The sequence below is a fragment of the Pseudaminobacter soli (ex Li et al. 2025) genome (assembly GCF_029892515.1).
Classification (GTDB): Bacteria; Pseudomonadota; Alphaproteobacteria; order Rhizobiales; family Rhizobiaceae; genus Pseudaminobacter; species Pseudaminobacter soli_A.
Window position 1 is genome coordinate 299,639 of record NZ_JARXVF010000003.1, and the last position, 25,341, is coordinate 324,979.

Sequence of the window (25,341 nt, forward strand, 5' to 3'; positions counted from 1 at the left end):
TCATGGAAACCTTCTTCTCATTTTACGTCCTGCCGGGACTGATAATCCTCCTGAAGTCGGTGGCGATGCTCGTCATCCTGCTGATCTTCGTCGCGTACATTCTGTACGCCGACCGCAAGATCTGGGCGGCGGTGCAGATCCGTCGCGGCCCTAACGTGGTCGGTCCCTGGGGCCTTCTGCAGTCCTTCGCCGACCTTCTGAAATTCGTCGTCAAGGAGCCGGTCATTCCGTCCGGCGCCAACAAGGGCGTCTTCCTGCTCGCTCCGCTGGTTTCGGCGGTTCTGGCGATGGCGGCCTGGGCCGTCATTCCGGTCGATCAGGGCTGGGCCGTTGCCAACATCAATGTCGGCATCCTCTATGTCTTCGCCATCTCCTCGCTCGAGGTCTACGGCGTGATCATGGGTGGCTGGGCTTCGAACTCGAAGTATCCGTTCCTCGGCGCGCTGCGTTCGGCCGCACAGATGGTGTCCTACGAAGTCTCGATCGGCTTCGTCATCGTCACCGTGCTGCTCACCGTCGGCTCGCTCAACCTCAGCGACATCGTTCTGTCGCAGCGCACCGGCGTTGGCACCATGCTCGGCCTGCCGAACACGTTCCTCGACTGGAACTGGCTGGCGCTGTTCCCGATGTTCGTCATCTTCTTCATCTCGGCGCTGGCCGAGACGAACCGCCCGCCCTTCGACCTGGTGGAAGCCGAGTCCGAGTTGGTGGCCGGCCACATGATCGAATATTCGTCGACGCCGTTCCTGCTCTTCTTCCTCGGCGAGTATGTCGCGATCGTCCTGATGTGCGCGCTCACAACCATCCTGTTCCTGGGTGGCTGGCTGCCGCCGCTCGACTTCGCGCCGTTCACCTGGGTGCCGGGCGTCGTCTGGTTCGTGCTCAAGGTGTGCTTCGTCTTCTTCATGTTCGCCATGGTGAAGTCGTTCGTGCCGCGCTATCGCTACGACCAGCTGATGCGTCTGGGCTGGAAGGTGTTCCTGCCGATCTCGCTTGCGATGGTGGTGATCGTGGCCGCCTTCCTGAAGCTGACGGGTCTGGCGTAATGGGTGCGGGCATCATCGGCGCACTGGTTGGACTGGCGATCGCAGTGGCGGACTTTGCGCTGCTGCGGATGCTGGCCGCCCGCGTCGAGCTGCCCGAAACCAAGCGGGTTCTCAACATTACCGGTTTGAGCCAGTTCCGGCTGCTGCCGGCCATCGGCTACTTCGTAGCCCCATACGTAATCGGAGATTGACGATGTCAGCTCTCGCCCAAGCCGCCAAATCGCTCCTGCTCAAGGAGTTCGTGTCGGCTTTCTTCCTGTCGATGCGGATGTTCTTCTCGCCCAAGCCGACGTTGAACTACCCGCACGAGAAGGGGCCGGTCAGCCCGCGCTTCCGTGGCGAACACGCGCTGCGCCGTTATCCGAACGGCGAAGAGCGCTGCATCGCCTGCAAGCTGTGCGAGGCGATCTGCCCGGCGCAGGCCATCACCATCGAGGCCGGCCCGCGCCGCAACGACGGCACCCGCCGCACCGTGCGCTACGACATCGACATGGTGAAGTGCATCTATTGCGGCTTCTGCCAGGAAGCCTGCCCGGTCGACGCCATCGTCGAGGGGCCGAACTTCGAATTCGCGACCGAAACGCGCGAGGAGCTGTACTACGACAAGGACAAGCTGCTCGCCAACGGCGACCGGTGGGAGCGCGAAATCGCGCGCAACATCGCTCTAGATGCGCCGTATCGCTGAGACAGAATCATGGACGAGCCGAAAATGCTCGTCTAAGGAACACGCGGCCTTGACTGCCCGAAAGGGCGGAAAATGGCCAGAAATCTGGTCGGACGGGCAATGCCGCGACCCAAGTAGGATAACTGGGGGAACCCCATGCTCAACGGACTAGAGGCGGCCTTTTTCTACCTCTTTGCCTTTATTGCGGTCGCGTCGGCCTTCATGGTCATCTCGGCCCGCAATCCTGTGCATTCGGTTCTCTTTCTGATCCTCACCTTCTTTAATGCGGCGGGCCTTTTCCTGCTGACCGGGGCTGAGTTCCTGGCGCTGATCCTGCTCGTCGTTTACGTCGGCGCCGTGGCGGTGCTGTTCCTGTTCGTCGTCATGATGCTCGACGTCGACTTCGCGGAAATGAAGTCGGGCGCGCTGCAATATGCGCCGATCGGCGCGCTGGTCGGCCTGATCCTGCTGGCCGAACTGATCGTGGTGACGGGCGGTTACGTTTTCACGCCGAAGCTGGCCGAGACGGTCGCAGCCCCCATGCCGGATCTGGCGACGCGCCAGAATACGGCCGCGCTCGGCGACATCCTTTATACGGACTACGTCCTCTACTTCCAGGTAGCCGGCCTGGTGCTGCTGGTCGCCATGATCGGCGCCATCGTGCTCACGCTGCGCCACAAGCAGGGGATCAAGAGACAGAACATCTCGGCACAGGTCGCCCGCACGGCGTCCTCGATCGAAGTCAAAAAAGTCGAGACTGGCAAGGGAATCTGACGATGGTTGTTGGCATCGCACATTATCTGACCGTTTCGGCGATCCTGTTCACACTAGGCGTGTTCGGCATCTTCCTGAACCGCAAGAACGTGATCGTCATCCTGATGTCGATCGAACTCATCCTGCTCGCGGTGAACCTGAACTTCGTCGCTTTCTCGGCGACGCTCCACGACATGGTGGGGCAGGTCTTCGCGCTTTTCGTGCTGACTGTCGCTGCCGCTGAAGCTGCAATCGGTCTTGCCATTCTCGTCGTCTTCTTCCGCAACCGCGGCTCGATCGCGGTCGAAGACGTGAACATGATGAAGGGCTGACGGGACACAATTATGTATCAGGCAATCGTCTTCCTTCCTCTTCTCGGCTTCCTGATTGCCGGCCTGTTCGGCAACGCCATCGGTGCCAAGGCGTCCGAGTACATCACCTCGGGCTTCCTGGTGATTTGCGCGGTGCTGTCGTGGGTCGCTTTCTTCTCGGTCGGGCTCGGCACGACCGAGGCCTTCACGATCCCGCTGCTGCGCTTCATCGACGTGGGCACGCTGCAGTCCGACTGGGCGCTGCGCGTCGACACGCTGACGGTGGTCATGCTCGTCGTCGTCAACACCGTGTCGGCGCTCGTGCACATCTACTCGATCGGCTACATGCATCACGATCCGAGCCGGCCGCGCTTCTTCGCCTATCTGTCGCTGTTCACCTTCGCCATGCTCATGCTGGTGACGTCGGACAACCTCGTGCAGATGTTCTTCGGCTGGGAAGGCGTGGGTCTGGCCTCGTACCTGCTGATCGGCTTCTGGTACAAGAAGCCTTCGGCCAATGCGGCAGCGATCAAGGCCTTCGTCGTCAACCGCGTCGGCGATTTTGGCTTCATCCTGGGCATCGCGGGCGTGTTCGTGCTGTTCGGCAGCGTGAACTTCGACTCGATCTTCGCGACCGCTGCATCCTACGTGCCGCATGAGGGCGTTGCCGAAAGCACCGCTGCCGTCTTCAACTTCCTCGGCCACGAGCTCGACCGCGCTTCGGCGCTTACGGTCATCTGCCTGCTGCTCTTCATGGGCGCCATGGGCAAGTCGGCGCAGGTTCCGCTGCACACCTGGCTTCCGGACGCCATGGAAGGCCCGACGCCTGTGTCGGCCCTGATCCACGCGGCGACCATGGTCACCGCCGGCGTGTTCATGCTGGCCCGCCTGTCGCCGATCTTCGAGCTGTCGCATACCGCGCTCGTCTGCGTCACTTTCATCGGTGCCATCACCGCCTTCTTCGCGGCCACCGTTGGTCTGGTGCAGAACGACATCAAGCGCGTCATCGCTTACTCGACCTGTTCGCAGCTCGGCTACATGTTCGTCGCGCTCGGCATGGGCTTCTATTCCGCCGCTATCTTCCACCTGTTCACGCACGCCTTCTTCAAGGCGCTGCTGTTCCTGGGTTCGGGCTCGGTCATCCATGCCGTCTCCGACGAGCAGGACATGCGCAAGATGGGCGGCCTCAAGAAGCTGATCCCGGTCACCTACTGGATGATGGTCATCGGCACCCTGGCGCTCACCGGCGTCGGCATCCCGGGCACCATCATCGGCACGGCCGGTTTCTTCTCGAAGGACGCGATCGTGGAAGGCGCCTTCGCCGGCATCGGCCACAACGCGATGGCGGGCTTCGCCTTCACGCTCCTGGTCATCGGCGCCGTGTTCACGAGCTTCTACTCGTGGCGCCTGATCTTCATGACCTTCCATGGCAAGCCGCGCGCTACCGCCGACGTCATGCACCACGTGCATGAATCGCCGCCGGTGATGCTGGTGCCGCTGTTCATTCTCGCCGTTGGCGCGCTCATGGCCGGCGTGGTGTTCCACGACCAGTTCATCGGCGAGGGCTACAGCGAGTTCTGGAAGGCCGCGCTCTATGTCCTGCCGGAAAACCACATCCTGCACGAAGTCCACAACGTGCCGCTGTGGGTGAAGCTGTCGCCGTTCGTCGCCATGATCATCGGCTTCGTCACCGCCTACCAGTTCTACATCCGCTCGCCGGAAACGCCGAAGTACCTGGCGGCTCAGCATCGCGGCCTCTATGCCTTCCTGCTGAACAAGTGGTACTTCGACGAGCTGTACGACTTCCTCTTCGTCCGTACGGCCAAGAAGCTTGGCAGGTTCCTTTGGAAGAAGGGCGACGGCGCCGTCATCGACGGCTTCGGCCCGGATGGTGTGTCGGCCTGGGTGGTCGACGTCACCAACCGCGTGGTCAAGCTGCAAACAGGATATCTCTACCACTATGCATTCGTCATGCTGATCGGCGTCGCAGCCCTCGTCACGTGGATGATGCTCGGGAGCTCGTTTTAGACCATGACCGATTGGCCCATTCTTTCTACGGTCACGTTCCTGCCGCTGGTCGGCGCGTTCCTGATCCTTCTGATCCGGGACGACAGTGAGGCTGCGCGCCGCAACATCCGCGCGGTCGCGCTGCTGACGACCGCCTTCACCTTCATCGTGTCCATCTTCATCTGGACCGGTTTCGACTACAACAACCCCGGCTTCCAGATGGTCGAGCAGGCCAACTGGATCGGCGGCGGCATCTCCTATCACATGGGCGTCGACGGCATTTCGATGCTGTTCGTCATCCTGACGACGTTCCTGATGCCGATCTCCATCCTGGCGAGCTGGGAGTCGATCCAGACCCGGGTGAAGGCGTACATGATCGCCTTCCTCATCCTGGAAACGCTGATGATCGGCGTGTTCTGCGCGCTGGACCTGGTGCTGTTCTACGTCTTCTTCGAAGGCGGCCTGATCCCGATGTTCATCATCATCGGCGTCTGGGGCGGCAAGCGGCGCGTCTACGCCAGCTTCAAGTTCTTCCTCTACACGCTGCTCGGGTCGGTGCTGATGCTGCTCGCCATCATGGCGATGTATTGGGACGCCGGCACCACCGACATTCCGACGCTTTTGGCGCACAAGTTCCCGGCCGGCATGCAGACATGGCTATGGCTTGCCTTCTTCGCCTCCTTTGCGGTGAAGATGCCGATGTGGCCGGTGCACACCTGGCTGCCCGACGCGCACGTTGAAGCACCGACGGCCGGCTCGGTCATCCTGGCAGCGATCCTCTTGAAGATGGGCGGATACGGCTTCCTGCGCTTCTCGCTGCCGATGTTCCCGGACGCCTCGCTCTACTTCCAGCCGCTGGTCTTTGCGCTGTCGGTCATCGCCATCATCTACACCTCGCTGGTGGCGCTGATGCAGGAAGACATGAAGAAGCTGATCGCCTATTCGTCGGTCGCGCACATGGGCTACGTCACCATGGGCATCTTCGCCATGAACGCCCAGGGCATCCAGGGCTCGCTGTTCCAGATGCTGTCGCACGGCCTGGTCTCGGGCGCGCTCTTCCTCTGCGTCGGCGTGGTCTATGACCGCATGCACACCCGCGAAATCGCGGCGTACGGCGGCCTGGTCAACAACATGCCGAAATACGCGGTCGCCTTCCTGATCTTCACCATGGCCAATGTCGGCCTGCCGGGCACCAGCGGCTTCGTCGGCGAGTTCCTGACGCTGATCGGCGCCTTCCGGGCCAACACCTGGGTCGCGCTGTTTGCTGCATCGGGCGTCATCCTGTCGGCGGCCTATGCGCTGTGGCTCTACCGCAAGGTCATCTTCGGCGCGCTGACCAAGGATAGCCTGAAGGGGCTGCTCGACATGTCGCCGCGCGAGAAGGCGATCATCTATCCGCTGGTCGTGCTGACGATCTTCTTCGGCATCTACCCGGCTGCGGTCTTCGACGTGACCGCTGCTTCGGTGCAGTCGCTGATTTCCAACATCACCGCATCGCTCGACGCTGCGCACGCCGTGGCTGCGAACTGAGGTCTTGAACATGACGCCGGAACTTTACTCGAGCCTCTCGCTGATCCTGCCGGAGCTAATCGTCGCCGTCGGCGCGCTGGCGCTGCTGATGATCGGCGTCTATTCGGGCGAGCGTGCCGCCAACACCGTGACCGGTCTTTCGGTCGCGGTGCTGATCGGCGCGGGCGCCTGGCTGGTGCTGTTCGGCGGCAACGGGCAGGCCTTCAACGGCGCCTTCGTTGCCGACCCGTTCGCCAAGCTGATGAAGGTCCTGATGCTGATCGGCTCGGTGGTGACGCTGATCGTCTCGGTAGGCTTCGCCAAGGCCGAGAGGTTCGACAAGTTCGAGTATCCGGTGCTGATCCTTCTGGCCACCGTCGGCATGATGCTGATGATCTCGGCCAACAGCATGATCACGCTCTATCTCGGCCTCGAGCTGCAGTCGCTGGCGCTCTATGTCGTCGCCGCATTCAACCGTGAAAGCGCGCGTTCGACGGAAGCCGGCTTGAAGTATTTCGTGCTCGGCGCTCTGTCCTCGGGCATGCTGCTCTATGGCATCAGCCTCGTCTACGGTTACACCGGCCATGTCGGCTTCCAGCAGATCGCGGCCGCGCTTTCGGGCAGCGAGCGTCAGCTCGGCTTGGTCTTCGGCCTGGTGTTCGTGCTTGCCGGTGTTGCCTTCAAGATCTCGGCCGTGCCGTTCCACATGTGGACGCCGGACGTCTATGAAGGCGCACCGACCCCGGTGACGACCTTCTTTGCCTCGGCGCCGAAGATGGCGGCGATGGCGCTGATGGTTCGCGTGACCATGACCGCCTTCGAGCCGATCTCGACCGACTGGCAGCAGATCGTCGTCTTCATCTCGATCGCCTCGATGCTTCTCGGCTCGTTCGCCGCGATCGGCCAGCGCAACATCAAGCGCCTGATGGCCTATTCGTCGATCGGCCATGTCGGCTTCGCGCTGGTCGGCCTCGCCGCCAACACCCAAGCCGGCGTTCAGGGCGTCATCATCTACATGCTGATCTATCTGGCGATGACGCTCGGCACCTTCGCCTTCATCCTCGCCATGCGCCGCAAGGACGGCAATGTCGAGCAGATCAGCGATCTGTCCGGCCTTGCCACCACCAACCCGGTGATGGCGACGATCCTCACCATCCTGATGTTCTCGCTGGCCGGCATTCCGCCGCTCGCGGGCTTCTGGGCCAAGTGGTACGTTTTCCTCGCCGCCATCAATGCCAACCTCTACGGCCTTGCGGTGATCGGCGTTCTGGCCTCGGTGGTGGGCGCCTACTATTACCTGCGCGTCATCAAGATCATGTGGTTCGACGAGCCGGTCGGCGGATTCGTGCCGATGGCTGGCGAGCTGCGTCTGGTGCTGGGCGTCTCCGGTGCGTTCATCCTGTTCTACGTGCTGATCGCTGGACCGATCGGCCGCGTTGCAGAAGCCGCCGCGAAGTCGTTCTTCTGACGAGATGGGATTTCAGCTCGCTCCGACAGCTGCAGCCGAGGGCTTTCGGCTCGAGGCACATGACAGCGTCGGATCGACCAACGCCATAGCGCTCGAGAGGGCGCGGGAAGGCGACCCGGGCAGGCTCTGGGTCGTCTCCAAGAAGCAGGAAAGCGGGCGCGGCCGCCGTGGCCGTGCCTGGGTGACGCCCGAGGGCAATCTTGCCGCTACGCTTCTGCTGGTCGTCGATCGTGATCTCAAGACCGCAGCCACGCTCGGCTTCGTCGCCGGGCTTGCGCTTTCCGATGCGCTGGAAGCGGTCGTACCCGGACGCATCGCCATCGCCGCCGACGGGGCAAATGACGGGCGCGGCAATCGCTTCGAACTGAAATGGCCTAACGACGTGCTCGCCAAGGGCGCCAAGATGGCGGGCATCCTGCTCGAATCCTCGATGCTGGATGCGAACCGCTTCGCGCTCGCCATCGGCATCGGCGTCAACGTTGTCGCCCATCCCGAAGACGTTCCCTATCCGGCAACCTCGCTCAAGGCGCTGGGGTCGGATTGCGACGCCGAAACGCTGTTCCTGGCGCTGTCCGATGCCTGGAGCGAAAACATGCGCCTCTGGAACGAGGGGCGGGGGCTCGAACTCATTCGCCAGCGCTGGCTGGCGCATGCGGCCGGTCTCGGCGGCCAGGTGGCTGTACGCGTCGAAGGCAATATCGTGCGCGGCGTGTTCGAAACCATCGACGAGGACTGTCGTTTCGTCATTCGTGATGATACCGGCGCGGTGCTTAAGATCGCAGCCGGCGACGTGCATTTCGGAGCCGTAGCTTCGGCTAGTGCTACCTAGACAAGCATCGAACGGACCACAGATCCGCGAAAGTGTCCGATGCGGCAGATCGGGACACCCGGCGAGAGTATGAAAAGGATAAGACATGGCGAAATCCAGGGAAGCTGAACTCGTATTCGTGCCGCTTGGCGGCGTGGGCGAGATCGGCATGAATTTCGCGCTCTATGGCTTCGGGCCTGTCGACAACCGCGAATGGATCATCGTCGATGTCGGCGTCACTTTCCCCGACCCGACCCTGCCGGGCGTCGATCTGGTGCTGCCCGACACGCGCTTCATCGAAAACGAGCTGCACAATCTGCGCGGAATCGTCATCACCCATGCCCATGAAGACCACTACGGCGCGCTGCTGGACCTGTGGCCGCGCCTGAAGGCTCCGGTGTGGATGACGCCGTTCTCCGCGGGCCTTTTGGAGGCCAAGCGCCAGTCCGAAGGCGGCGCGACCAAGGTGCCGGTGACGATCTATCGCGCCGGCGAGACGTTTAACGTCGGGCCGTTCTCCATCGAGGCACTGGCCGTCACGCACTCCATTCCCGAGCCGATGTCGCTGGCGATCACCTCGCCGCTCGGCACGGTGATCCATACGGGTGACTGGAAGATCGATCCGGCCCCGGCCATCGGCCCCAAGACCGACGAGGCGCGCTTCCGCGAGTTGGGCGAGCAGGGCGTTCTGGCGCTGGTTTGCGATTCCACCAATGCACAGCGCGAGGGCGAATCCCCGTCCGAGAAGGAAGTCGGCGAGGGCTTGCGCGGCGTCATCGAAAAAGCGCCGGGCCGCGTTGCCGTCACCACCTTCTCCTCCAATGTCGGGCGCATCCGCTCCATCGCGGAAGCCGCGCGCGACGCCGGCCGCCAGGTTCTGGTGCTCGGCCGCTCGCTGAAGCGGGTCATCGATGTCTCCACCGAACTCGGCTACATGGACGGCCTGCCGGAGTTCATCTCCGAGGACGACTACGGCTATATCCCGCGCGAAAACCTCGTCATCATCTGCACCGGCAGCCAGGGCGAGGCGCGCGCAGCACTTGCTAAGCTGGCCCGCGACGAGATGAAGACGGTGGCGCTTTCGCCGGGCGACCTCGTCGTTTTCTCCTCGCGTACCATTCCCGGCAACGAGAAGGCCATTCTGGAGATCAAGAACCTCCTGGTCGACCAGGGCATAAAGATCATCGAGGACGGCGACGCGCTGGTGCACGTTTCCGGTCACCCGCGCCGCAGCGAACTTCGCCGCATGTATGAGTGGGTGAAGCCGCGCATCGCCGTGCCGGTGCATGGTGAAGCGGCCCATCTGGTCGCGCATGGCTCGCTGGCCGCGGCCTGCGGCGTTCCGGAAGTAGCGCAGATCCGTGACGGCGATATGCTGAAGCTCGCGCCGGGTGCGGCCGAGATCATCGACCAGGTGCCGTTCGGCCGTATCTACAAGGACGGCAAGCTGACCGGCGACGACGAAACGATGGGTATTCGCGATCGCCGCAAGCTCTCCTTCGCTGGCCACGTGGCGGTCAATGTGGTGCTGGACGATCGCTTTGAGCTCTCCGGCGACCCGGATATCGTGGCTATCGGCGTCGCAAGTGTGGACCAGGCTGGCGAAGAACTGGAAGACCTGATGCTGGATGCGGCAATCGGCGCGGTCGACAGCATACCCCGCGCGCGCCGAAAAGATCTCGATCTTGTGCAGGAAGCCGTGCGGCGTGCCGTTCGCGCCGCCGCCAACGAAGCCTGGGGCAAGAAGCCGATCGTGACGGTGTTCGTCACGCGCTGACCGTGGAGCGTAGAATGCTTGGCCGTCTCAACCATGTCGCCATCGCCGTGCCGGATCTCGCAGCCGCGAGCGCCGTCTATCGCGACATGCTGGGTGCCAAGCTGACCGAGCCGCAGGCGCTGCCCGAACATGGGGTGACGGTGGTGTTCATCGACACCGGCAACACCAAGATCGAACTGCTCGAGCCGTTGGGGGAGGGCTCTCCGATTGCCGCTTTCCTGGAAAAGAACCCGGCCGGCGGCATGCATCACCTCTGCTACGAGGTGGAAGACATCATCGCTGCGCGCGATCGGCTGAAGGCCGCAGGCGCGCGCGTGCTGGGCGATGGAAACCCCAAGATCGGTGCGCATGGCAAGCCGGTGCTTTTCCTGCACCCCAAGGACTTCCTCGGCACGCTGGTCGAACTGGAACAGGTGTAGGCTCATGACTGGCTGGATTCCGACTGTCGCCGTCTATTTCGTCATCTGGTGGACGGTCCTCTTCATCGCACTGCCCTTCGGCCTGAAGACGCAGGACGACGACAAGAACGTCACCCTCGGCACCGAAGCGAGCGCGCCTCGCGGGCCGCACATGCTGCGCGCGATCATTATCACCACCATACTGGCCTTCGTGATCTACGGGGCGTTCTACTATCTCACCCGCGTGCTCGGGCTGGGCTTCGACGATTTCCCGAAATTCGTGCCGGACTACCAGTAAGTCGGCTCTAGAAGCGGCTTAGCGGTGTAATTCGTCGGAGGGGCACGTCTCCGCGACCGTCTACGCCTGTTTCGCGCATTTGGCCGAACATTCAATCAACTGGGACGTCGAGGGACCTCTGCGCGCAGCTTGCCGCAGGGGAGCCCTTTCTTTCCAAAAAGCTATATTGCAAATGGCGGCTGAATAGGTAATTTAGTCTAGTGATTTGGTGAAGTATCGAGTCACGAAAGCGCAGTGCATCGATGGGACTGAGGCGGGCCCTGTCATAAAAATGCAAAGTGTTTGGTGCACAAAAAAAATGCAAGGCACGAGGCCTTGCAATTAAACGCGTCCGATCTGCTTTCCGTTTCCGGCGGCTGCGAATTACCGCGCCTAGATCGCATCCTCCCAAGACTTTGACCGCGTAGGAGAACAGATTTTTTCTCTGTCCTCTCGATTATGTGAGCACACTAGACCAAGCTGCGCTGAATTGTCACGAACATTTTTGCGTGGATGGCCCATTAGATGTGCTGCACTGCACAATGGGTTTGCAGCCCCTGCACATGGCTTGGGCACGGACGGGCGGGCCAAAGACGCGCAATCTGTCGCGGTTGGCCCCCAAGTGCCTGTTCCGTAGCGGCTTCGGGTTTCCAAGCCGCCTTGAAATAGCTATGAAGCGCGGGCAGGCAACAACTCTGCGCCGGTACCGATTCCGGTTCCGGTTCCTCTTTCTTCTTTGACGGAATTCCTCATGCGTCTATCGCGCTACTTCCTGCCCATCCTGAAAGAGAATCCGCGCGAGGCCGAAATCGTCTCGCACCGTCTGATGCTGCGCGCTGGCATGATCCGCCAGCAGGCCGCAGGCAGCTTCTCCTGGCTGCCACTGGGCAAGCGCGTTCTGGACAAGGTGTGCCGGATCATTCGCGAGGAGCAGGACCGCGCCGGCGCGCTGGAAATCCTCATGCCGACCATTCAGTCTGCCGACCTGTGGCGCGAGAGCGGCCGCTATGACGACTATGGCGACGAGATGCTGCGCATCAAGGACCGCAACAAGCGCGACATGCTGTTCGGCCCGACCAACGAGGAAATGGTCACGGAGATCTTCCGTTCCTACGTCAAGACCTACAAGGACCTGCCGCTGAACCTTTACCACATCCAGTGGAAGTTCCGCGACGAGCGGCGCCCGCGCTTCGGCGTCATGCGCAGCCGTGAGTTCCTGATGAAGGACGCCTATTCCTTCGACATCGACTACGAAGGCGCCCGGGCGGCCTATAACCGCATGTTCGTCTCCTATCTGCGCACCTTCACGCGCATGGGCCTGCAGGCCATTCCGATGCGCGCCGACACCGGCCCGATCGGCGGCGACCTCAGCCACGAATTCATCATCCTGGCCGAGACCGGCGAAAGCCAGGTCTATTGCGCCCGCGAGTTCCTGGACCTGCCGGTGCCGGGCGAGAACGTCGACTTCACCAATGACGGAGAGATCGCCGGCATCGTCCAGCAGTGGACGACGCCCTATGCGGCCACCGACGAAATGCATGACGAAGCTGCCTGGAACGCCGTTCCCGCCGGCGACCAGCTCTCGGCGCGGGGCATTGAGGTCGGCCACATCTTCCACTTCGGCGAAAAGTATTCCAAGCCGATGGAAGCCAAGGTCGCCGGCCCGGACGGCAAGGATCACTACGTGTCCATGGGCTCCTACGGCATCGGGCCGTCGCGCCTCATCGCTGCGATCATCGAGGCCAGCCACGACGAGAACGGCATTATCTGGCCGGAGGCCGTGGCGCCGTTCCAGGTGGGCGTCATCAACATGAAGACGGGCGACGCCGAGTGCGACCGCGTGTCGGAAGAGCTCTATGACGCGCTCACCGCCGCCGGCAAGGACGTGCTCTACGACGACACCGACCAGCGCTCGGGCGGCAAGTTCGCCACAGCCGACCTGATCGGCCTGCCGTGGCAGATCATCGTCGGCCCGCGCGGCGTGGCCGCAGGCGAGGTCGAGATCAAGAACCGCCGTACCGGCGAGAGGGAGACCCTGTCGATCCCCGCCGCCATTGCTCGCTTCGGTAGGGACTGATGGCTAAGGCGGCGGCCAAGCCGGCTGGCGCCGGACCTTTCTCCGCCTTCGAGCGGATGGTGGCGTGGCGCTACCTGCGCTCGCGGCGCAAGGAAACGGTCATCTCGGTGATCGCCTCGATGTCGTTCATCGGCATCATGCTGGGCGTGGCAACCCTCATCATCGTCATGGCGGTGATGAACGGCTTCCGCGGCGAGCTGCTGAGCCGCATCCTCGGCATCAACGGCCACTTGATCGTCCAGCCGGTCGATACGCCGCTGGAGGATTATGATGCGGTCTCCGGCCGCATCAACGGCGTGGCCGGCGTCAAATACGCCATCCCCCTCATCGACGGCCAGGTTCTGGCGCAGGGCGAGGTGGGTGCCGGCAACGGCGCGCTGGTGCGCGGCATTCGCGGCCAGGACCTCGGCAAGATTTCGCTGGTTGCCAACAACATCAAGCAGGGCTCGCTCGTCGGCTTCGACGACAATCACGAGGCCGTGGCGATCGGCTCGCGCATGGCCGACAATCTCGGCCTGTCGCTCGGCAACACCATCACCCTGATCTCGCCGGAGGGCGACGTCACCCCGATGGGCACGACGCCGCGCATGAAGGGCTACAAGATCGCGGCGATCTTTGAAGTGGGCATGTCGGAATACGATGCCTCCATCATCTACATGCCGCTTTCGGAGGCGCAGCTGTTCTTCAACATGGAAGGACGAGCGCAGACGATCGAGGTCTTCGTCGACAATCCAGACGCGGTCGATTCGTTGAAACCGCGCGTGGAGGAGGCGACCCAGCGTCCGGTCTTCATTTCCGATTGGCGGCAACGAAACCAGACCTTCTTCTCGGCCCTGCAGGTCGAGCGCAACGTCATGTTCATGATCCTGACTCTGATCGTGCTTGTGGCCGCGCTCAACATCATCTCGGGCTTGGTCATGCTGGTGAAGGACAAGGGCAGGGACATCGCGATCCTGCGCACCATGGGCGCCACGCGCGGCGCGGTCATGCGCATCTTCGTGATGACGGGTGCTGCCATCGGCGTCACCGGCACCATAGCCGGCGTCCTCCTCGGCATCGTCGTGTGCCTGAACGTCGAGTCGATCCGTCAGTTCTTCTCCTGGGTTTCGGGTACGGTGCTGTTCAATCCCGAGCTCTATTTCCTGAGCAAACTGCCGGCCAGGATGGATTTCAACGAGACCGTCAGCGTCGTCATCATGGCGCTTACCCTCTCGTTCCTGGCCACGCTGTTTCCTGCCTGGCGGGCCGCCAAGCTCGATCCGGTCGAAGCGTTGCGGTACGAATGATGGCTAACGAAAAAGTTATCGAACTGAAGGGCGTCGAGCGGCACTACGTCCAGGGGCCGCGCAAGCTCACCATCCTCAATGGCGCCGAGTTTTCGTTGCGGCGCGGCGAGATGGTGGCGCTCGTCGCCCCCTCGGGCTCAGGCAAGTCCACGCTGCTGCACACCGCCGGCCTGCTCGAAAAGCCGGATGCCGGTGATGTCATCCTGTCCGGACGCGCCTGCGGACGCCTGTCCGACGACGAGCGTACGTCCATCCGCCGCAACGACATCGGCTTCGTCTACCAGTTCCACCACCTGCTGCCTGAATTCTCGGCCATTGAGAACGTCATGATGCCGCAACTGGTAAAGGGGCTGGCGCCGGCCGAGGCGCGAGCGCGGGCAGGGCAGCTGCTGGAATACATGCAGATCGGCAAGCGCGGCCAACATCGCCCCTCCGAGCTTTCGGGCGGCGAGCAGCAGCGCGTGGCGATCGCACGCGCGGTGGCCAATGCGCCGCTGCTGCTCTTGGCCGACGAGCCGACCGGCAATCTCGATCCCGTCACCGCCTCTTACGTCTTCGACGCGCTCTTTGCGCTGGTGCGTCAGTCGGGGCTTGCGGCGCTGATCGCAACCCACAACCACGAGCTCGCCGCCCGCATGGACCGCCGCGTCACCCTCATGGACGGCAAGGTGGTGCCTCTCTGAGGCACCACGCCGGGTTTTTTTCCCCGGTTTGAGGGGAGGCCGCATCCAAGCGTAGCGGAGGGTGCGGGTGAGGCCACAGCAGTTGTGCGTGGCATGGACCTACCCAGTCGGCCGCTTCGCAAGCCGCCCATCGCTATGTTTCCGGGCGCTCGTCGTTCGAACAGCCAAATCGTTGCCTTTTGGTGGCCTTCGGCCATCACTCCTCACCCTCATGGGGGTAAGGCTATCGCATAAGGCGCGACTTACCCCCACTCCGCCTCGCTTCGCTTGGCACCTCTCCCCCTCAAAAGGGGAGAGGAGGGGTGCCAGGCTTGCGGACGGCGTTTCCTCTCCCCGTCGATCGGGGGGGCCGAAGGACGGGCGAGACCCGCGGCTCGCCCCGGAATGGCGGTTTGCGAAGCAAACCGGAGTGGGGATCGAATTCTACCGTCATCCTCGGGCCGGAGCACGAGCGCAGCGAAGTGCGGAGGACCCGGGGATCCATGCCGGTCGGCCAAAGCTGCCGCAGCGGCGCAGGCACAGCTGAACCAGACAGCCTGTCTGTGGATGAATTCACCGCATTCTCGGCGCTAGCTCATTGAGATCGCAGGCCCCGAGACAAAATCGCCCTCTCTTTCATCCCCCACCTTTCCGCCTCCCGCATAATCCTCGGCATCGCCCTCGCGGGAACACGGGTCATGAACCGGATGAGCGTGGAGGGCGACGGCGTCCGGGCTGGTGGCGTGACGGTAGCGCTGCTGGATGATGAATCCCCAAGTCCGGGCCTTTGCGGCGGCTGGCGGCGCGAATGCCGAGGCGACTGAGCGGGGCAAGAGCGTCGGGTGGGCGCATGGCTAGCGTCAACCAATACCCTTAGAGACGCGATGCCATGCGTCCACGTTCCCATGATCCGACTTCGTTTCGAGGCGCGGTAACGCCCCTTCGCGCCCAAGGGGGCAGGGGCCGACAAGTGCAAGAGATTTGCGGATAAGGCGAGGCCTTAACCTTTGATTAACCGCATCGCCGCCTCAGCGCGTTCGGGGCTGACTCGGGTTTGACAATGGAACAAAAATAGAACAAAGTGAAAACAATTCAGATACAGGAGGAAATGATGACCGATCTGATCCAGGATGTCCTCTCGCTGATTTGCATGAGCGCATTTCTCGTCACGATGGCGATGTGGATCGGCGCGATGTGAGCCAGTCCTCGGTCGTCCGGGCGGGTTTTAGCCCGCCTTGCGATGTGCTTCGGCCGTGGATGCGGCCGGGCCGAACACGGTCTCGAAAGCCGCCTTCAGCGCCACGTCGAGATCGGTCATGGTCACCGGCAGGCCGAGATCGACCAGGCTGGTTACGCCATGCTCGGCTATGCCGCACGGCACGATGCCGCTGAAATGGTCGAGGTTGGGCTCGACGTTGATGGCGATGCCGTGAAAGCTCACCCAGCGGCGCAGGCGGATGCCGATGGCCGCGATCTTGTCCTCGGCGGGGGATCCGTCGGGCATCGGCGGCCGATCCGGCCGCACCACCCAGACGCCGACGCGATCCTCGCGTCGCTCGCCGTGAATGTTGAAGCGGTCGAGGGTCATGATGATCCAGGCTTCCAGCGCGGCCACGAAGGCGCGCACGTCCTCGCGCCGACGCTTCAGGTCGAGCATGACATAGGCCACGCGCTGGCCGGGGCCGTGATAGGTGTATTCGCCGCCGCGCCCGGCATCGAAGACCGGGAACCGGTCGGGGTCGACAAGGTCGCTGGGCTGCGCGCTGGTGCCGGCGGTGTAGAGCGGCGGGTGCTCGACCAGCCACACAAGTTCACCCGCACTGCCGTCGCGAATCGCTGCAGCGCGCGATTCCATGAAGGCGAGGGCGTCTTCATACGGGGTCAGACCCGGCTCGATTCGCCATTCGACGGGCGGCGAATCGGCCGCCGGCAAAAAAGATGTGTCGATCTGGCTGCGCTGATTCATGGCCTGGCCTCGAAAACTCCCCCCTCATATGGCTGCGGGCACGCAAAAGGTCCAGTTTCTCCTCTGCGGCGGTGCGGTTTTCCTCGCTCCAAGCCCGGCATTCCCCTGCGTCGTCACAAAGAATTCGAATATTCGTCACGGCGTACTTGTGCCCCCCAAAACGATTTGCTACATGCCCACCTGCCGGTCGAGACCGGCCCTTTCGTGACGTGCGGTCGTGGCGGAATTGGTAGACGCGCAGCGTTGAGGTCGCTGTGGGGCAACCCGTGGAAGTTCGAGTCTTCTCGACCGCACCAGTCACTCTTAAGAGCCCAGGACTATTGGGCTTTCTCAGGATCTGCGATCCAATCCATTAAGACACTGAGAGCCTTATTCGGCGGCGAGGAAAACCAACCTCGCTGGCAGTTGGCGCGAGTCGGCCACCCGCAGGATACGGCCGCTCAACTTTCCCAATGCAGAGCTTCCTCAGGCAGGGACAGCACCCGGTTTCCACGCTTCTGCGGCGGTTGGGCCAAAATGCGTGTGCTTGAGCCAGTCCGCCAGGCGCAGGGCCATCGAGACGATCATCAATGTCGGATTGGCGTGCGAGGCCGTTGGGAAAACCGAGCTTCCTGCCACATAGACATTTCCCACCTCGTGAAGGCGGCAATTGCGGTCCACGACGCCATGCGCCGGATCGTCGGACATCCTGGTTGTGCCGGTCGGATGGGCAACGTCAGTGAACGACTCAGGCAAGCCTCCTTCTGCGAGCCAGGCGGGAGGAATCGGTGCACCGAGACCGATTCGGGCAAGCTCCTGTGCGAGGATGCTGGCCAGTTCGGCAACCGATCGCTTTTCCAGCTCGGAAATCTTCCAGTTCACGCGCGCAATGGGCTGCCCCTGCTCATCCCTGCGTTCGGAGAGCGTGACGCGGCTTTCAGGATCGGGTTGCTGCTCCACCAAGCAATCGAAGACCAGCCTGTCGACCTTGTGCCGGACGTTGCGTCCCTTCGCGAAGCGTTGGTAAAGCCCCTCCACAAGGTTCATCGGATCGGCGACGGCGCGGCGCATGTCCGTCAGATATCGCGGCGAGCTGCGCGTGTAGAGGCGCTTGAGCGCGTCCCAGGGATCGTCTTCGGACCTGTGCTCGGACAGATAAGCCGCGCAGTTCAGCAGCTGCTTTTGCCGCTGCAGGGCAGGGCTCAGTGCCAGGCCGTGCGAATAAACGTGGGTCCTGTTGCGCTGCCGGAGTTGGAACAGGCCCAGCCTGGCCTGGACCGCGCGCGCCGACTTGGCGCCATAGTGGCCGAGGCTAATGCGTGGGTGGTCCATCAGGAAACGTCCCACCAGATCGTTTTGGTTTCCCACGCCACTTGCGCGGGTGCGCCTGGAGGCGAGCAGAAGCCTGGCGTTCTCCAACCCGCCGCCGGCAAGCACCGCAATCTTTGGAACGATGCGGACAGTGCGGCCAGGAGCCGGCGTGACCTCGAGCGAGGTCAGTCGGCGACCGCTTTCGTCGGTGCACAGTTGCGTGACCGGTGCATGGACATAGGCTTGGATGTTTTCAGCTGTCTGGCTCAGAAAGTGAGGCCCAAAGCGCAGGAACTCCATTGGCTGTTTGGGGTCGCGCGCGAACTGCCAGAAGCAGGGCATCAGCAGATCGGGGGATACGTCCCTCTTTGGTCGAGCCTTTCCGAGAATGTTCCACATCTCGTGGTCGTAGACATTGGGGCCAAGCTGCATCAGTTCGGCCGCCCTGTCCGAGTAGGGAGAGACGTCTTCCCGACCTATCGGCCATCCGGAGAAGCGCACCCATGGGCGACGCTCGAAGTCTATATCGTCAAAGGTTCGGCATTTTCCGCTCCAGCTATGCGAGCTGCCGCCGAACACGCGATTGCGGACCAACCTTGGTTCGCGCACTCGCGGTGCGCCGACACTTTCAAACCCTTCGCTGGCGGCGACCTCTCTGCTCTCTGCCAGGCCGCCGCACTCCAGGAGAATGACGCGCACGCGGCTGCCGAAGAACTCGCGCGCGATCGACAGGCCGGCAGGGCCGGTACCTATAATGGCCAAGTCCGCCTCGAGCGTCGTCCCGGGCGCGACCATGCGCATGTCGCGGACTTGCATGCGTCCCTCCGTGTCATCCCCACGGCCTCGCGTGAGGCCGATCTCCCAGCTTTTCCGTTATCAGCAGGCATCAACGCGGTTGAGAAAGCACTTGTGCGAACGGCGTCGTTCTTTGGTGTGATGCTCGCCAATGCCAACGACCGGGACTTATCAATTTGGCTTAGGTCGGACTTTTCGTCTTCGACGGGGGAGGCCCAGACAGATTCCGGCCTCCGCTTCGGCGGGCGAGGGCTGCAGGACGCGCACCCACTGCTTCGGCTGGATTTTTTCTTCTTGATTGACTTTTACGTAAATGCCGTGCGAAAGTTTTTGTTTAAGTCGCGTCAGCGAAAAAATAATGGGGTGGAAATGCGGGAATATTATTCGATCACAGAGCTGACCCGCGAGTTCGATATCTCGACGCGCACGCTGCGCTTCTATGAGGACGAGGGGCTCATCCAGCCCGTCCGGCGTGGCCGCACCCGGCTGTTTCGCCCGTCCGACAGGCATCTCATCCGGCAGATCATTCGCGGCAGGCGGCTTGGCTTTTCGATCAACGAGATCCGCGAGATCATCCAGATATACAGGGAGCCGCCGGGCGAGGTCGGGCAGCTGAATCTCATGATCAAGCGGATCGAGGAGAAGCGCGAGGATCTGCGCCAGAGGCGGCGCGATCTCGAGGAAACGTTGGCCGAACTCGATCAGGCCGAGGAGTCCTGCGTGGAACGGCTGGCTGAGCTAGGCGTGACCACCTAGACCTTCGCGCCGGCTCCTCCTGCCGGCGCTGGTCACTTGCCGGCAGTCAGATCCAGCGGCGTACCCGCTTGGCATAGTCGCGATAGCGTTTACCGAACCGCGCCTCGAGGTGCTTTTCCTCGCGCTCGACCGCCAGCTTCTGCGTGGCGAAGGCGGCAAGCACCGCAAACAGCAGGAACCAGACGATGCCGGTGACAAGGCCGATGCCGATCATCAGTAGCGCCGCGGCCAGATAGATCGGGTTGCGGGTGATGGCGAAGGCGCCGTCCATCACAAGGTGCTCGGCGGCTTGCGTCGGCATGATCGTCGTCTGCGCTCGCCGCATGACGTGGATGGCCGAGACATACATGGCGATCGCGCCCAGTATGACGAGCCAGCCCGCGGCAAAGAGGATGTCTCCCAAGAGGCCGTGGATCCAAGGCAAGGGCAGCACGATATTGAGGACGACGCTGAGGATAACCGCCGTGAGAAAGACCAGCGGCGGCCAGGGAACCGTGTTGGGCCTCGTGCTCGTGTCGTTCATTGCGTCTCTCCCTGAAGCAACTCGCCGTCGGTCTTGTCCGTGCACATGCCGGCATTTTCCTCTATCCTAGCGCGCAATTCCGGTGATGGAGTGCCGGAAAAAAGTTGGGTGAGCTGATCTTTTTCCAGCGCGTCCAGCATGCAGACGCAGTAGCGGCTGCAGAAATCGGCATCGCGCGTCTGTTCGCATGTCCGCTCGCACGAGGCGCGGAAGCGCACTTCCTCCGACTGCTGCTGCGGCGGCATGACCTGCGAAAACAGCCAGACGCAGGAGATCAGCACCGGCTGGTGGATGAGGTAGAAGGCGAGGCTATGCCTGCCTGCGAAATCGAACGGTATCGACCACTTGCCAAGGCGGATATCCGCCAGCCTGTCGAACAATCCGCTGGACAATCCGAACTTGCCCGCGGCAATGCCCACAAGCACGGCGCCAAACCAGGGGAAAAGCGGCACGTAGTCGTTTGAATGCGGGTTGGTGGACGACAGCCCCACCCACCAGAGTGCGGGATTGTCGAAGAATTCGCTGCGCAGAAAGTTCGGTGCGGCGATCACCAGGGCCGCGATCAGCAGCGTAAGAAGCGGCGGCAAGCGCAAGAAAGCGAGGCCAAGCAGGCTGGCCAATGCGATCTGATGCAATATGCCGAAGAAGATGAACCCTTGCGGCATCGCGATCCAGGTGACGATCGTAATTGCGAGGGCCGCGCCCGCGATCATGGCGAACCGGCGCCAGAACGGCTTCCAGCGTATGCCCTTGGCGTGCGCCAGGACGAGGCTGACACCGACCAGAAACAGGAAGCTCGAGGCAATGCAGCGTGCAAAAAGCTTCCAGCCGCCCACCGCCGTCATGCCCGGGTCGACATAGCCGAAGAATTCCAGGTCCCAGGTGAAGTGGTAGACGGCCATGGCCACGAGCGCCAGCCCGCGCGCCAGATCGAGAACCTCGATGCGCCTGCCCCTGGCCGGAGAGACTTGATTCGTCAGTGTTTCGGCGTACATGGCTGTCTTTGCTGGCGATGTGGTCATCGTGCCATCGTTAGCACGGATGGCAAGGCCGAAGAATGACGCGGAGATATTGATGCACAGTGTGAATGCAAATGGCGCCTCGATACCGGCGCTTGGTCTGGGTACCTGGACCCTGGAGGACGAGGAGTGCTCGCAACTGGTGTCTGACGCGTTGGCGATCGGCTATCGTCATCTCGACACGGCGCGCATGTATCATAATGAAGTGGCCGTCGGTGCTGGCCTGCGCGCATCCGGCGCCGCACGCGATGCCGTTTTCGTGACGACGAAGGTCTGGTGGACCGATATTGCGCCGGGCGATCTGCAGCGCTCGACCGAGGCCAGCCTGAAGGATCTCGGCCTTGATCATGTCGATCTCCTGCTGATCCATTGGCCCAACCCGAATATCCCGCTGGAAGCATCGATCAAGGCGCTCAATGAAGTGAAGCGCGATGGTCTTGCGCGCCACATCGGCGTGGCCAACTTCCCCACGGGCCTGCTTTCCAAGGCGATCGAGCTTTCTGAAGCGCCGCTTGTCGCCAATCAAGTCGAGTACCATCCTTATCTCGACCAGTCGAAGGTGATGGGCCTGTGCCGCGCCAATGAAGTCGCGCTCGTCTCCTATTGCCCGCTGTTCCGTGACGGTGGCCTGTTCGCCGAGCGGGTCATCCAGGACGCGGCGGCCCGGCACGGCAAGACGCCGGGGCAGATCGTGCTGCGCTGGCATGTGCAGCAGGAGGGCGTCGTGGCCATCCCGCGCACGACGAAGTCTGCCCGACTGGCCGAGAACATCGATATTTTCGACTTCGCACTGTCGGCCGAGGAAATGGCGGCCATTTCCGCGATGACCGGGCAGAACAAGCGTATTTGCGACGCCGATTTCGCGCCCGAATGGGATGCGGCTTAGGCCACGGGCAAGGGCCTATAGTCCCACAGCATTTTGCGACGGCTAAAGGTCGGTTTCCTGCTATCGGCCGGAAACCGACAGCTGCAAACCTTCCCGGAGAATGATCCGGGGCAGGAATGGTAACGCAGGTAAGGCATCCCATCTGGCTACCCGCCGTGAAACCGGCGGGTGCCAGCACCTTCGCTACCCTCTACGCGCTTGAGTCCTTCGCGCGAGCGTCCATCACCTCGGTCATCCCGATCCAGGCCTACGAACTCCTCCAGAGCAAGCAAACCGTCTCGCTGCTCTACACGCTAGTGGCGCTGATCGGCCTGTCGGCGACGCTGTTCATGCCGATGCTGATCGGGCGGTTTTCACGCCGCTGGATCTATACCTGCGGGGCCTCGCTTCTGGCCATCGGCGCGTTGTTGTTCATGACGCACACGTTGACCGGCCAGATGCTCGGCATGCTGGCGCGCGTGATGGGCGCCAGCGCGCTATCGATCACGCTCAACCTCTACATCATGGATAACATCCGCAAGACGGAGATCATGCAGGCCGAATCGCTGCGCATGGCTTGGTCGATGATCGCCTGGACCGGTGGTCCGACGCTGGGCGTCTATCTCTACACGCGCTACGGCATCGTGGTCGCCCAGAGTCTGGTGGTCGTGTTCGCGGCAGCCCAGCTTGCCGCATTCTGGTATTTCCGCCTGGGCGACAACGAACTGATCCGGCCCGGCAAGACGCGGCCCGCAAACCCGCTGAAAAACATTGGCCATTTCGTCTCGCAGCCGCGCCTGCGGCTCGCCTGGGTAATCGCCTTCGGGCGCTCCTGCTTCTGGACGACCTTCTTCGTCTATGGACCGCTCCTGATGGTGGTCACGGGTCAGGGCGAGATGGCAGGCGGCCTGCTGGTTTCGGCCGGAAACGTGCTGCTTTTCGCGGCGATCTTCTGGGGCAAGGCGGGACGGCGCTTCGGCGCGCGCAACATCATGACGCTCGCCTTCTTCGCCATGACCGCGGCGCTGTTCGCGGCCGGCTTCACTGGCGAGAAATGGCCGCTGGCGACGGGCGGCTGCTTGCTGCTTGGCGCCCTGTTCACGGTCGCGCTCGATGCGCTTGGGTCGACCGCTTTCATGCGGGCGGTGCGCACCTATGAACGCCCGCAGATGACGGCAGTTTATCGAACCTATCTCGACCTGTCGGAGCTCCTGCCGCCGCTCGTCTACTCGGTGGTGCTGAGCTTCTTCGGGCTAGGTGCGGTGTTCTGCACGCTCGGCATTCTCACCATCACCTGCGGCCTGCTCACCTGGCGTTATCTGCCGAAATCGATGTGACGGCGTGGGCAGTGTGCTGGCCGCGCACCCATTCGTGAAAGCGGTACAGCTCGTATTCTTCCGGCATCAGCACGCCGGTCGAATGGCGCCGTGAATGCAGACCCTTCTGGTTCAGTTCGCAGACGGCGGCATCCTCCTCCAGCACGCGCGTGCCGAAGGAGATGATGTTTTCGAGATCGGCGCCATCCGAAGTGAGCGCCTTGGCGGGAAACAGCCATTCGGCGGTGAGCTCCGTCTGCTCCGACCCAAGCGGCAGGAGCCGCACGGTGCGGACGTAGTCGACATGGCCGACGATGAACATGGAAGGCAGGTGCATCGCATAGGTCTGGCCGGCCGCGCGTTCGGCCTCGCTCAGCGTTTCGAACACCGGGCCATGAACGCGACCGTCTTCCGACCAGGTTTCGGCCCCGGCGCGCAAGCCGCCGGCATATTCAGGCGCGTCATTGTCGGCATGCAGCGCCCATTCGGAATCGTCGTGGCGCGCCATCAGCCCGCGCCCGTAGATCGGGACCAGATGGGAAAGGTGCTTGTGCACGCCGGGGCAGTGCAGGCACTCGTTGAAGTTTTCCCAGAAGATCTTCCAGTTGCAGTTCATCACCTTGCGCAGCACATGGCCGGTGGCGAGCTCTTCCAGCGGCCAGTTGGCGAGGTCGCCAGAGCCGGGATCGAAGCTTTGGGCTGCCGAGCCGGTGGCCTCTTCATCGAGATTGACGAAGACGAAGCCGCGCCACACCGACAACGCCACCCGATAGAGGGGGTAGTCGGCCTTGTCGAAGTCCGGCGGCAGCGTCCTGGAGGGAACACGCACCAGCTCGCCGCTCAATGAGTAGGACCAGGCGTGGTAAGGGCATGTCAGCAGCCGCGCCTTCAGTCGCCCCTCGCTTTCGCGGCAAAGCTGCGATCCGCGATGGCGGCAGGTGTTGTGGAAGGCACGCAACGTGCCGGATTCGTCGCGGAGGACGAGGATTTCCTGCGTGCCCACGGTGAAGACGCGAAAGGCGTGCGGCTGGGCGATGTCGGCTTCGCGGCACAGCATCAGCCAGTTGCGGTACCAGATGGTTTCGAGATCGCGGTGGTATTCCGCCTCATCCCAGTAGGCGCGCGAGGGTAGCGTCGTCTGGGTGGTTCGCAGTCCGTTATAGGGATCGATTACTTCGGTTTCAGCTTGCATGGCGTTCTCCGGATCGACGGGCGGAGCGGACACTGCCGGGCGCCGATTGTCAATCGTTGTCGCCCTGAGCCTTTGGACGACAACGGACTGCTTGCGCGTTTGCGACCTGTGCAGCCCCAAAAAGGGCGGGAATTTGGTTTGCCGGGAGTTCCGATTCTCCGTATAGTTGCCGCCGTCGTCGGTTCCAGACGGGACTAACAGGGAATGCGGTGCGGGCATTTTTGTGCCCAATGCCGCGGCTGCCCCCGCAACTGTGTGCGGAGAGCTCTCCCCAGATGCCACTGAGGGTAACCTCGGGAAGGCGGGGTAGGGCGGTGACCCGCAAGCCAGGAGACCTGCCGGCGACAAAGGCAACTCTAGATGCCCTCGGGTGGAGGGTGAAAGGACTTGGGAATGAACACGGTTACTTCGACGCTCGGCGCTTCTGCAAGCTCTGCTTCGCGCGCTACGCAGCTTGCCCTTTCGGCGCTGCTCGGCCTGTTTGTGGTCGGCTTCGTTGGCTTCTCGCACATGGACGTGGTGCACAACGCCGCCCATGATGTTCGTCACTCGCTGGCATTCCCCTGCCACTAACAC

24 protein-coding genes, 1 tRNA gene and 1 riboswitch are annotated in these 25,341 nt (G+C 62.6%); of the genes, 20 read left to right on the top strand and 5 right to left on the bottom strand.

From position 1 onward, the window contains the following. Nucleotides 1-2: 2 nt before the first annotated feature. The 15 genes from nuoH to M2281_RS15925 all read left to right on the top strand — a co-directional run bounded on the left by nuoH (nt 3) and on the right by M2281_RS15925 (nt 15,064). A complete protein-coding gene (gene nuoH, locus M2281_RS15855; RefSeq protein WP_280822139.1) occupies nt 3-1,046 on the top strand; it encodes an NADH-quinone oxidoreductase subunit NuoH in 1,044 nt (347 codons plus the stop codon). After that, nucleotides 1,046-1,237, top strand: a complete 192-nt coding sequence (locus M2281_RS15860; protein ID WP_280822140.1) for a hypothetical protein — start codon at nt 1,046-1,048, stop codon at nt 1,235-1,237. Before nuoH ends, M2281_RS15860 begins: the two co-directional genes overlap by 1 nt. Nucleotides 1,238-1,239: 2 nt before the next feature. Further along, a complete protein-coding gene (nuoI, locus tag M2281_RS15865; protein WP_280822141.1) occupies nt 1,240-1,731 on the top strand; it encodes an NADH-quinone oxidoreductase subunit NuoI in 492 nt (163 codons plus the stop codon). Nucleotides 1,732-1,866: 135 nt separating this feature from the next. Further along, nucleotides 1,867-2,484, top strand: a complete 618-nt coding sequence (locus M2281_RS15870; protein WP_280822142.1) for an NADH-quinone oxidoreductase subunit J — start codon at nt 1,867-1,869, stop codon at nt 2,482-2,484. A gap of 2 nt (nt 2,485-2,486) precedes the next feature. After that, nucleotides 2,487-2,795, top strand: a complete 309-nt coding sequence (nuoK, locus tag M2281_RS15875; protein ID WP_106722139.1) for an NADH-quinone oxidoreductase subunit NuoK — start codon at nt 2,487-2,489, stop codon at nt 2,793-2,795. A 12-nt stretch (nt 2,796-2,807) separates the two neighbouring features. Further along, nucleotides 2,808-4,802 (top strand): NADH-quinone oxidoreductase subunit L, encoded by a 1,995-nt coding sequence (gene nuoL / locus M2281_RS15880; RefSeq protein ID WP_280822143.1) that lies wholly within the window; start codon nt 2,808-2,810, stop codon nt 4,800-4,802. Nucleotides 4,803-4,805: 3 nt separating this feature from the next. Further along, on the top strand, nt 4,806-6,311 hold the full coding sequence (locus M2281_RS15885; protein WP_280822144.1) for an NADH-quinone oxidoreductase subunit M: 1,506 nt from the start codon (nt 4,806-4,808) through the stop codon (nt 6,309-6,311). Between the two features lie 10 nt (nt 6,312-6,321). Beyond that, nucleotides 6,322-7,758, top strand: a complete 1,437-nt coding sequence (nuoN, locus tag M2281_RS15890; protein ID WP_280822145.1) for an NADH-quinone oxidoreductase subunit NuoN — start codon at nt 6,322-6,324, stop codon at nt 7,756-7,758. 4 nt (nt 7,759-7,762) lie between these two features. Continuing rightward, on the top strand, nt 7,763-8,587 hold the full coding sequence (locus M2281_RS15895; protein WP_280822146.1) for a biotin--[acetyl-CoA-carboxylase] ligase: 825 nt from the start codon (nt 7,763-7,765) through the stop codon (nt 8,585-8,587). An 85-nt stretch (nt 8,588-8,672) separates the two neighbouring features. Further along, a complete protein-coding gene (locus tag M2281_RS15900) occupies nt 8,673-10,343 on the top strand; it encodes a ribonuclease J (RefSeq protein WP_280822147.1) in 1,671 nt (556 codons plus the stop codon). Between the two features lie 14 nt (nt 10,344-10,357). Continuing rightward, complete coding sequence (gene mce, locus M2281_RS15905) at nt 10,358-10,762, top strand: methylmalonyl-CoA epimerase (protein ID WP_280822148.1); 405 nt, start codon at nt 10,358-10,360, stop codon at nt 10,760-10,762. Between the two features lie 4 nt (nt 10,763-10,766). Then, nucleotides 10,767-11,039 carry a DUF1467 family protein gene (locus tag M2281_RS15910; RefSeq protein ID WP_280822149.1) on the top strand — a complete coding sequence of 91 codons (273 nt, stop codon included), beginning with the start codon at nt 10,767-10,769 and terminating at the stop codon, nt 11,037-11,039. 730 nt (nt 11,040-11,769) lie between these two features. After that, nucleotides 11,770-13,095, top strand: a complete 1,326-nt coding sequence (gene proS, locus M2281_RS15915) for a proline--tRNA ligase (protein ID WP_280822150.1) — start codon at nt 11,770-11,772, stop codon at nt 13,093-13,095. Beyond that, a complete protein-coding gene (locus M2281_RS15920) occupies nt 13,095-14,381 on the top strand; it encodes a lipoprotein-releasing ABC transporter permease subunit (RefSeq protein WP_280822151.1) in 1,287 nt (428 codons plus the stop codon). Before proS ends, M2281_RS15920 begins: the two co-directional genes overlap by 1 nt. Then, nucleotides 14,381-15,064 carry an ABC transporter ATP-binding protein gene (locus M2281_RS15925; protein WP_280822152.1) on the top strand — a complete coding sequence of 228 codons (684 nt, stop codon included), beginning with the start codon at nt 14,381-14,383 and terminating at the stop codon, nt 15,062-15,064. Before M2281_RS15920 ends, M2281_RS15925 begins: the two co-directional genes overlap by 1 nt. Nucleotides 15,065-16,268: 1,204 nt before the next feature. Here M2281_RS15925 and lipB read toward each other — a convergent pair. After that, entirely contained in the window at nt 16,269-17,009 is a 741-nt protein-coding gene (lipB, locus tag M2281_RS15930) for a lipoyl(octanoyl) transferase LipB (RefSeq protein WP_280822153.1), read from the bottom strand. A gap of 211 nt (nt 17,010-17,220) precedes the next feature. Here lipB and M2281_RS15935 point away from each other — a divergent pair. Continuing rightward, a tRNA-Leu gene (locus M2281_RS15935) sits at nt 17,221-17,305 on the top strand. A 169-nt stretch (nt 17,306-17,474) separates the two neighbouring features. Here M2281_RS15935 and M2281_RS15940 read toward each other — a convergent pair. Next, nucleotides 17,475-19,100 carry a GMC family oxidoreductase gene (locus M2281_RS15940; protein ID WP_280822154.1) on the bottom strand — a complete coding sequence of 542 codons (1,626 nt, stop codon included), beginning with the start codon at nt 19,098-19,100 and terminating at the stop codon, nt 17,475-17,477. Nucleotides 19,101-19,463: 363 nt separating this feature from the next. On the opposite strand from M2281_RS15940, the gene M2281_RS15945 reads away from it, so the two are divergent. Continuing rightward, entirely contained in the window at nt 19,464-19,850 is a 387-nt protein-coding gene (locus M2281_RS15945; RefSeq protein WP_280822155.1) for a MerR family transcriptional regulator, read from the top strand. A 46-nt stretch (nt 19,851-19,896) separates the two neighbouring features. On the opposite strand, the gene M2281_RS15950 is transcribed toward M2281_RS15945, so the two are convergent. Both M2281_RS15950 and M2281_RS15955 read right to left on the bottom strand, forming a co-directional pair. Next, nucleotides 19,897-20,373 (bottom strand): methyltransferase family protein, encoded by a 477-nt coding sequence (locus tag M2281_RS15950; protein WP_280822156.1) that lies wholly within the window; start codon nt 20,371-20,373, stop codon nt 19,897-19,899. Continuing rightward, a complete protein-coding gene (locus tag M2281_RS15955; RefSeq protein WP_280822495.1) occupies nt 20,370-21,368 on the bottom strand; it encodes a heparan-alpha-glucosaminide N-acetyltransferase in 999 nt (332 codons plus the stop codon). Before M2281_RS15955 ends, M2281_RS15950 begins: the two co-directional genes overlap by 4 nt. Before the next feature lie 79 nt (nt 21,369-21,447). Between M2281_RS15955 and M2281_RS15960 the strand changes: the two genes are divergently transcribed. Both M2281_RS15960 and M2281_RS15965 read left to right on the top strand, forming a co-directional pair. Continuing rightward, a complete protein-coding gene (locus M2281_RS15960) occupies nt 21,448-22,278 on the top strand; it encodes an aldo/keto reductase (RefSeq protein WP_280822157.1) in 831 nt (276 codons plus the stop codon). 116 nt (nt 22,279-22,394) lie between these two features. Then, entirely contained in the window at nt 22,395-23,594 is a 1,200-nt protein-coding gene (locus tag M2281_RS15965; RefSeq protein ID WP_342394261.1) for an MFS transporter, read from the top strand. On the opposite strand, the gene M2281_RS15970 is transcribed toward M2281_RS15965, so the two are convergent. Continuing rightward, complete coding sequence (locus tag M2281_RS15970) at nt 23,563-24,765, bottom strand: aromatic ring-hydroxylating oxygenase subunit alpha (RefSeq protein ID WP_280822159.1); 1,203 nt, start codon at nt 24,763-24,765, stop codon at nt 23,563-23,565. The two genes, M2281_RS15965 and M2281_RS15970, sit on opposite strands and share 32 nt — an antisense overlap. Before the next feature lie 162 nt (nt 24,766-24,927). Beyond that, nucleotides 24,928-25,122, top strand: a riboswitch (cobalamin riboswitch). 36 nt (nt 25,123-25,158) lie between these two features. On the opposite strand from M2281_RS15970, the gene M2281_RS15975 reads away from it, so the two are divergent. Continuing rightward, complete coding sequence (locus M2281_RS15975; RefSeq protein ID WP_280822160.1) at nt 25,159-25,338, top strand: CbtB domain-containing protein; 180 nt, start codon at nt 25,159-25,161, stop codon at nt 25,336-25,338. Nucleotides 25,339-25,341 lie beyond the last annotated feature (3 nt).

Excerpts from the sequence above, each read along its gene's own strand:
- M2281_RS15960 (WP_280822157.1), top strand. The coding sequence starts at position 21,448 with ATGCACAGTGTGAATGCAAATGGCGCCTCGATACCGGCGCTTGGTCTG.
- M2281_RS15945 (WP_280822155.1), top strand. The coding sequence starts at position 19,464 with ATGCGGGAATATTATTCGATCACAGAGCTGACCCGCGAGTTCGATATC.
- M2281_RS15870 (WP_280822142.1), top strand. The coding sequence starts at position 1,867 with ATGCTCAACGGACTAGAGGCGGCCTTTTTCTACCTCTTTGCCTTTATT.
- M2281_RS15860 (WP_280822140.1), top strand. The coding sequence starts at position 1,046 with ATGGGTGCGGGCATCATCGGCGCACTGGTTGGACTGGCGATCGCAGTG.
- M2281_RS15885 (WP_280822144.1), top strand. The coding sequence starts at position 4,806 with ATGACCGATTGGCCCATTCTTTCTACGGTCACGTTCCTGCCGCTGGTC.
- M2281_RS15910 (WP_280822149.1), top strand. The coding sequence starts at position 10,767 with ATGACTGGCTGGATTCCGACTGTCGCCGTCTATTTCGTCATCTGGTGG.
- mce (WP_280822148.1), top strand. The coding sequence starts at position 10,358 with ATGCTTGGCCGTCTCAACCATGTCGCCATCGCCGTGCCGGATCTCGCA.
- M2281_RS15950 (WP_280822156.1), bottom strand. The coding sequence starts at position 20,373 with ATGAACGACACGAGCACGAGGCCCAACACGGTTCCCTGGCCGCCGCTG.
- nuoL (WP_280822143.1), top strand. The coding sequence starts at position 2,808 with ATGTATCAGGCAATCGTCTTCCTTCCTCTTCTCGGCTTCCTGATTGCC.
- nuoN (WP_280822145.1), top strand. The coding sequence starts at position 6,322 with ATGACGCCGGAACTTTACTCGAGCCTCTCGCTGATCCTGCCGGAGCTA.
- nuoH (WP_280822139.1), top strand. The coding sequence starts at position 3 with ATGGAAACCTTCTTCTCATTTTACGTCCTGCCGGGACTGATAATCCTC.
- M2281_RS15895 (WP_280822146.1), top strand. The coding sequence starts at position 7,763 with ATGGGATTTCAGCTCGCTCCGACAGCTGCAGCCGAGGGCTTTCGGCTC.
- M2281_RS15970 (WP_280822159.1), bottom strand. The coding sequence starts at position 24,765 with ATGCAAGCTGAAACCGAAGTAATCGATCCCTATAACGGACTGCGAACC.
- M2281_RS15965 (WP_342394261.1), top strand. The coding sequence starts at position 22,395 with ATGGTAACGCAGGTAAGGCATCCCATCTGGCTACCCGCCGTGAAACCG.
- nuoK (WP_106722139.1), top strand. The coding sequence starts at position 2,487 with ATGGTTGTTGGCATCGCACATTATCTGACCGTTTCGGCGATCCTGTTC.
- nuoI (WP_280822141.1), top strand. The coding sequence starts at position 1,240 with ATGTCAGCTCTCGCCCAAGCCGCCAAATCGCTCCTGCTCAAGGAGTTC.
- M2281_RS15955 (WP_280822495.1), bottom strand. The coding sequence starts at position 21,368 with ATGTACGCCGAAACACTGACGAATCAAGTCTCTCCGGCCAGGGGCAGG.
- M2281_RS15925 (WP_280822152.1), top strand. The coding sequence starts at position 14,381 with ATGGCTAACGAAAAAGTTATCGAACTGAAGGGCGTCGAGCGGCACTAC.
- M2281_RS15920 (WP_280822151.1), top strand. The coding sequence starts at position 13,095 with ATGGCTAAGGCGGCGGCCAAGCCGGCTGGCGCCGGACCTTTCTCCGCC.
- M2281_RS15975 (WP_280822160.1), top strand. The coding sequence starts at position 25,159 with ATGAACACGGTTACTTCGACGCTCGGCGCTTCTGCAAGCTCTGCTTCG.
- lipB (WP_280822153.1), bottom strand. The coding sequence starts at position 17,009 with ATGAATCAGCGCAGCCAGATCGACACATCTTTTTTGCCGGCGGCCGAT.
- proS (WP_280822150.1), top strand. The coding sequence starts at position 11,770 with ATGCGTCTATCGCGCTACTTCCTGCCCATCCTGAAAGAGAATCCGCGC.
- M2281_RS15940 (WP_280822154.1), bottom strand. The coding sequence starts at position 19,100 with ATGCGCATGGTCGCGCCCGGGACGACGCTCGAGGCGGACTTGGCCATT.
- M2281_RS15900 (WP_280822147.1), top strand. The coding sequence starts at position 8,673 with ATGGCGAAATCCAGGGAAGCTGAACTCGTATTCGTGCCGCTTGGCGGC.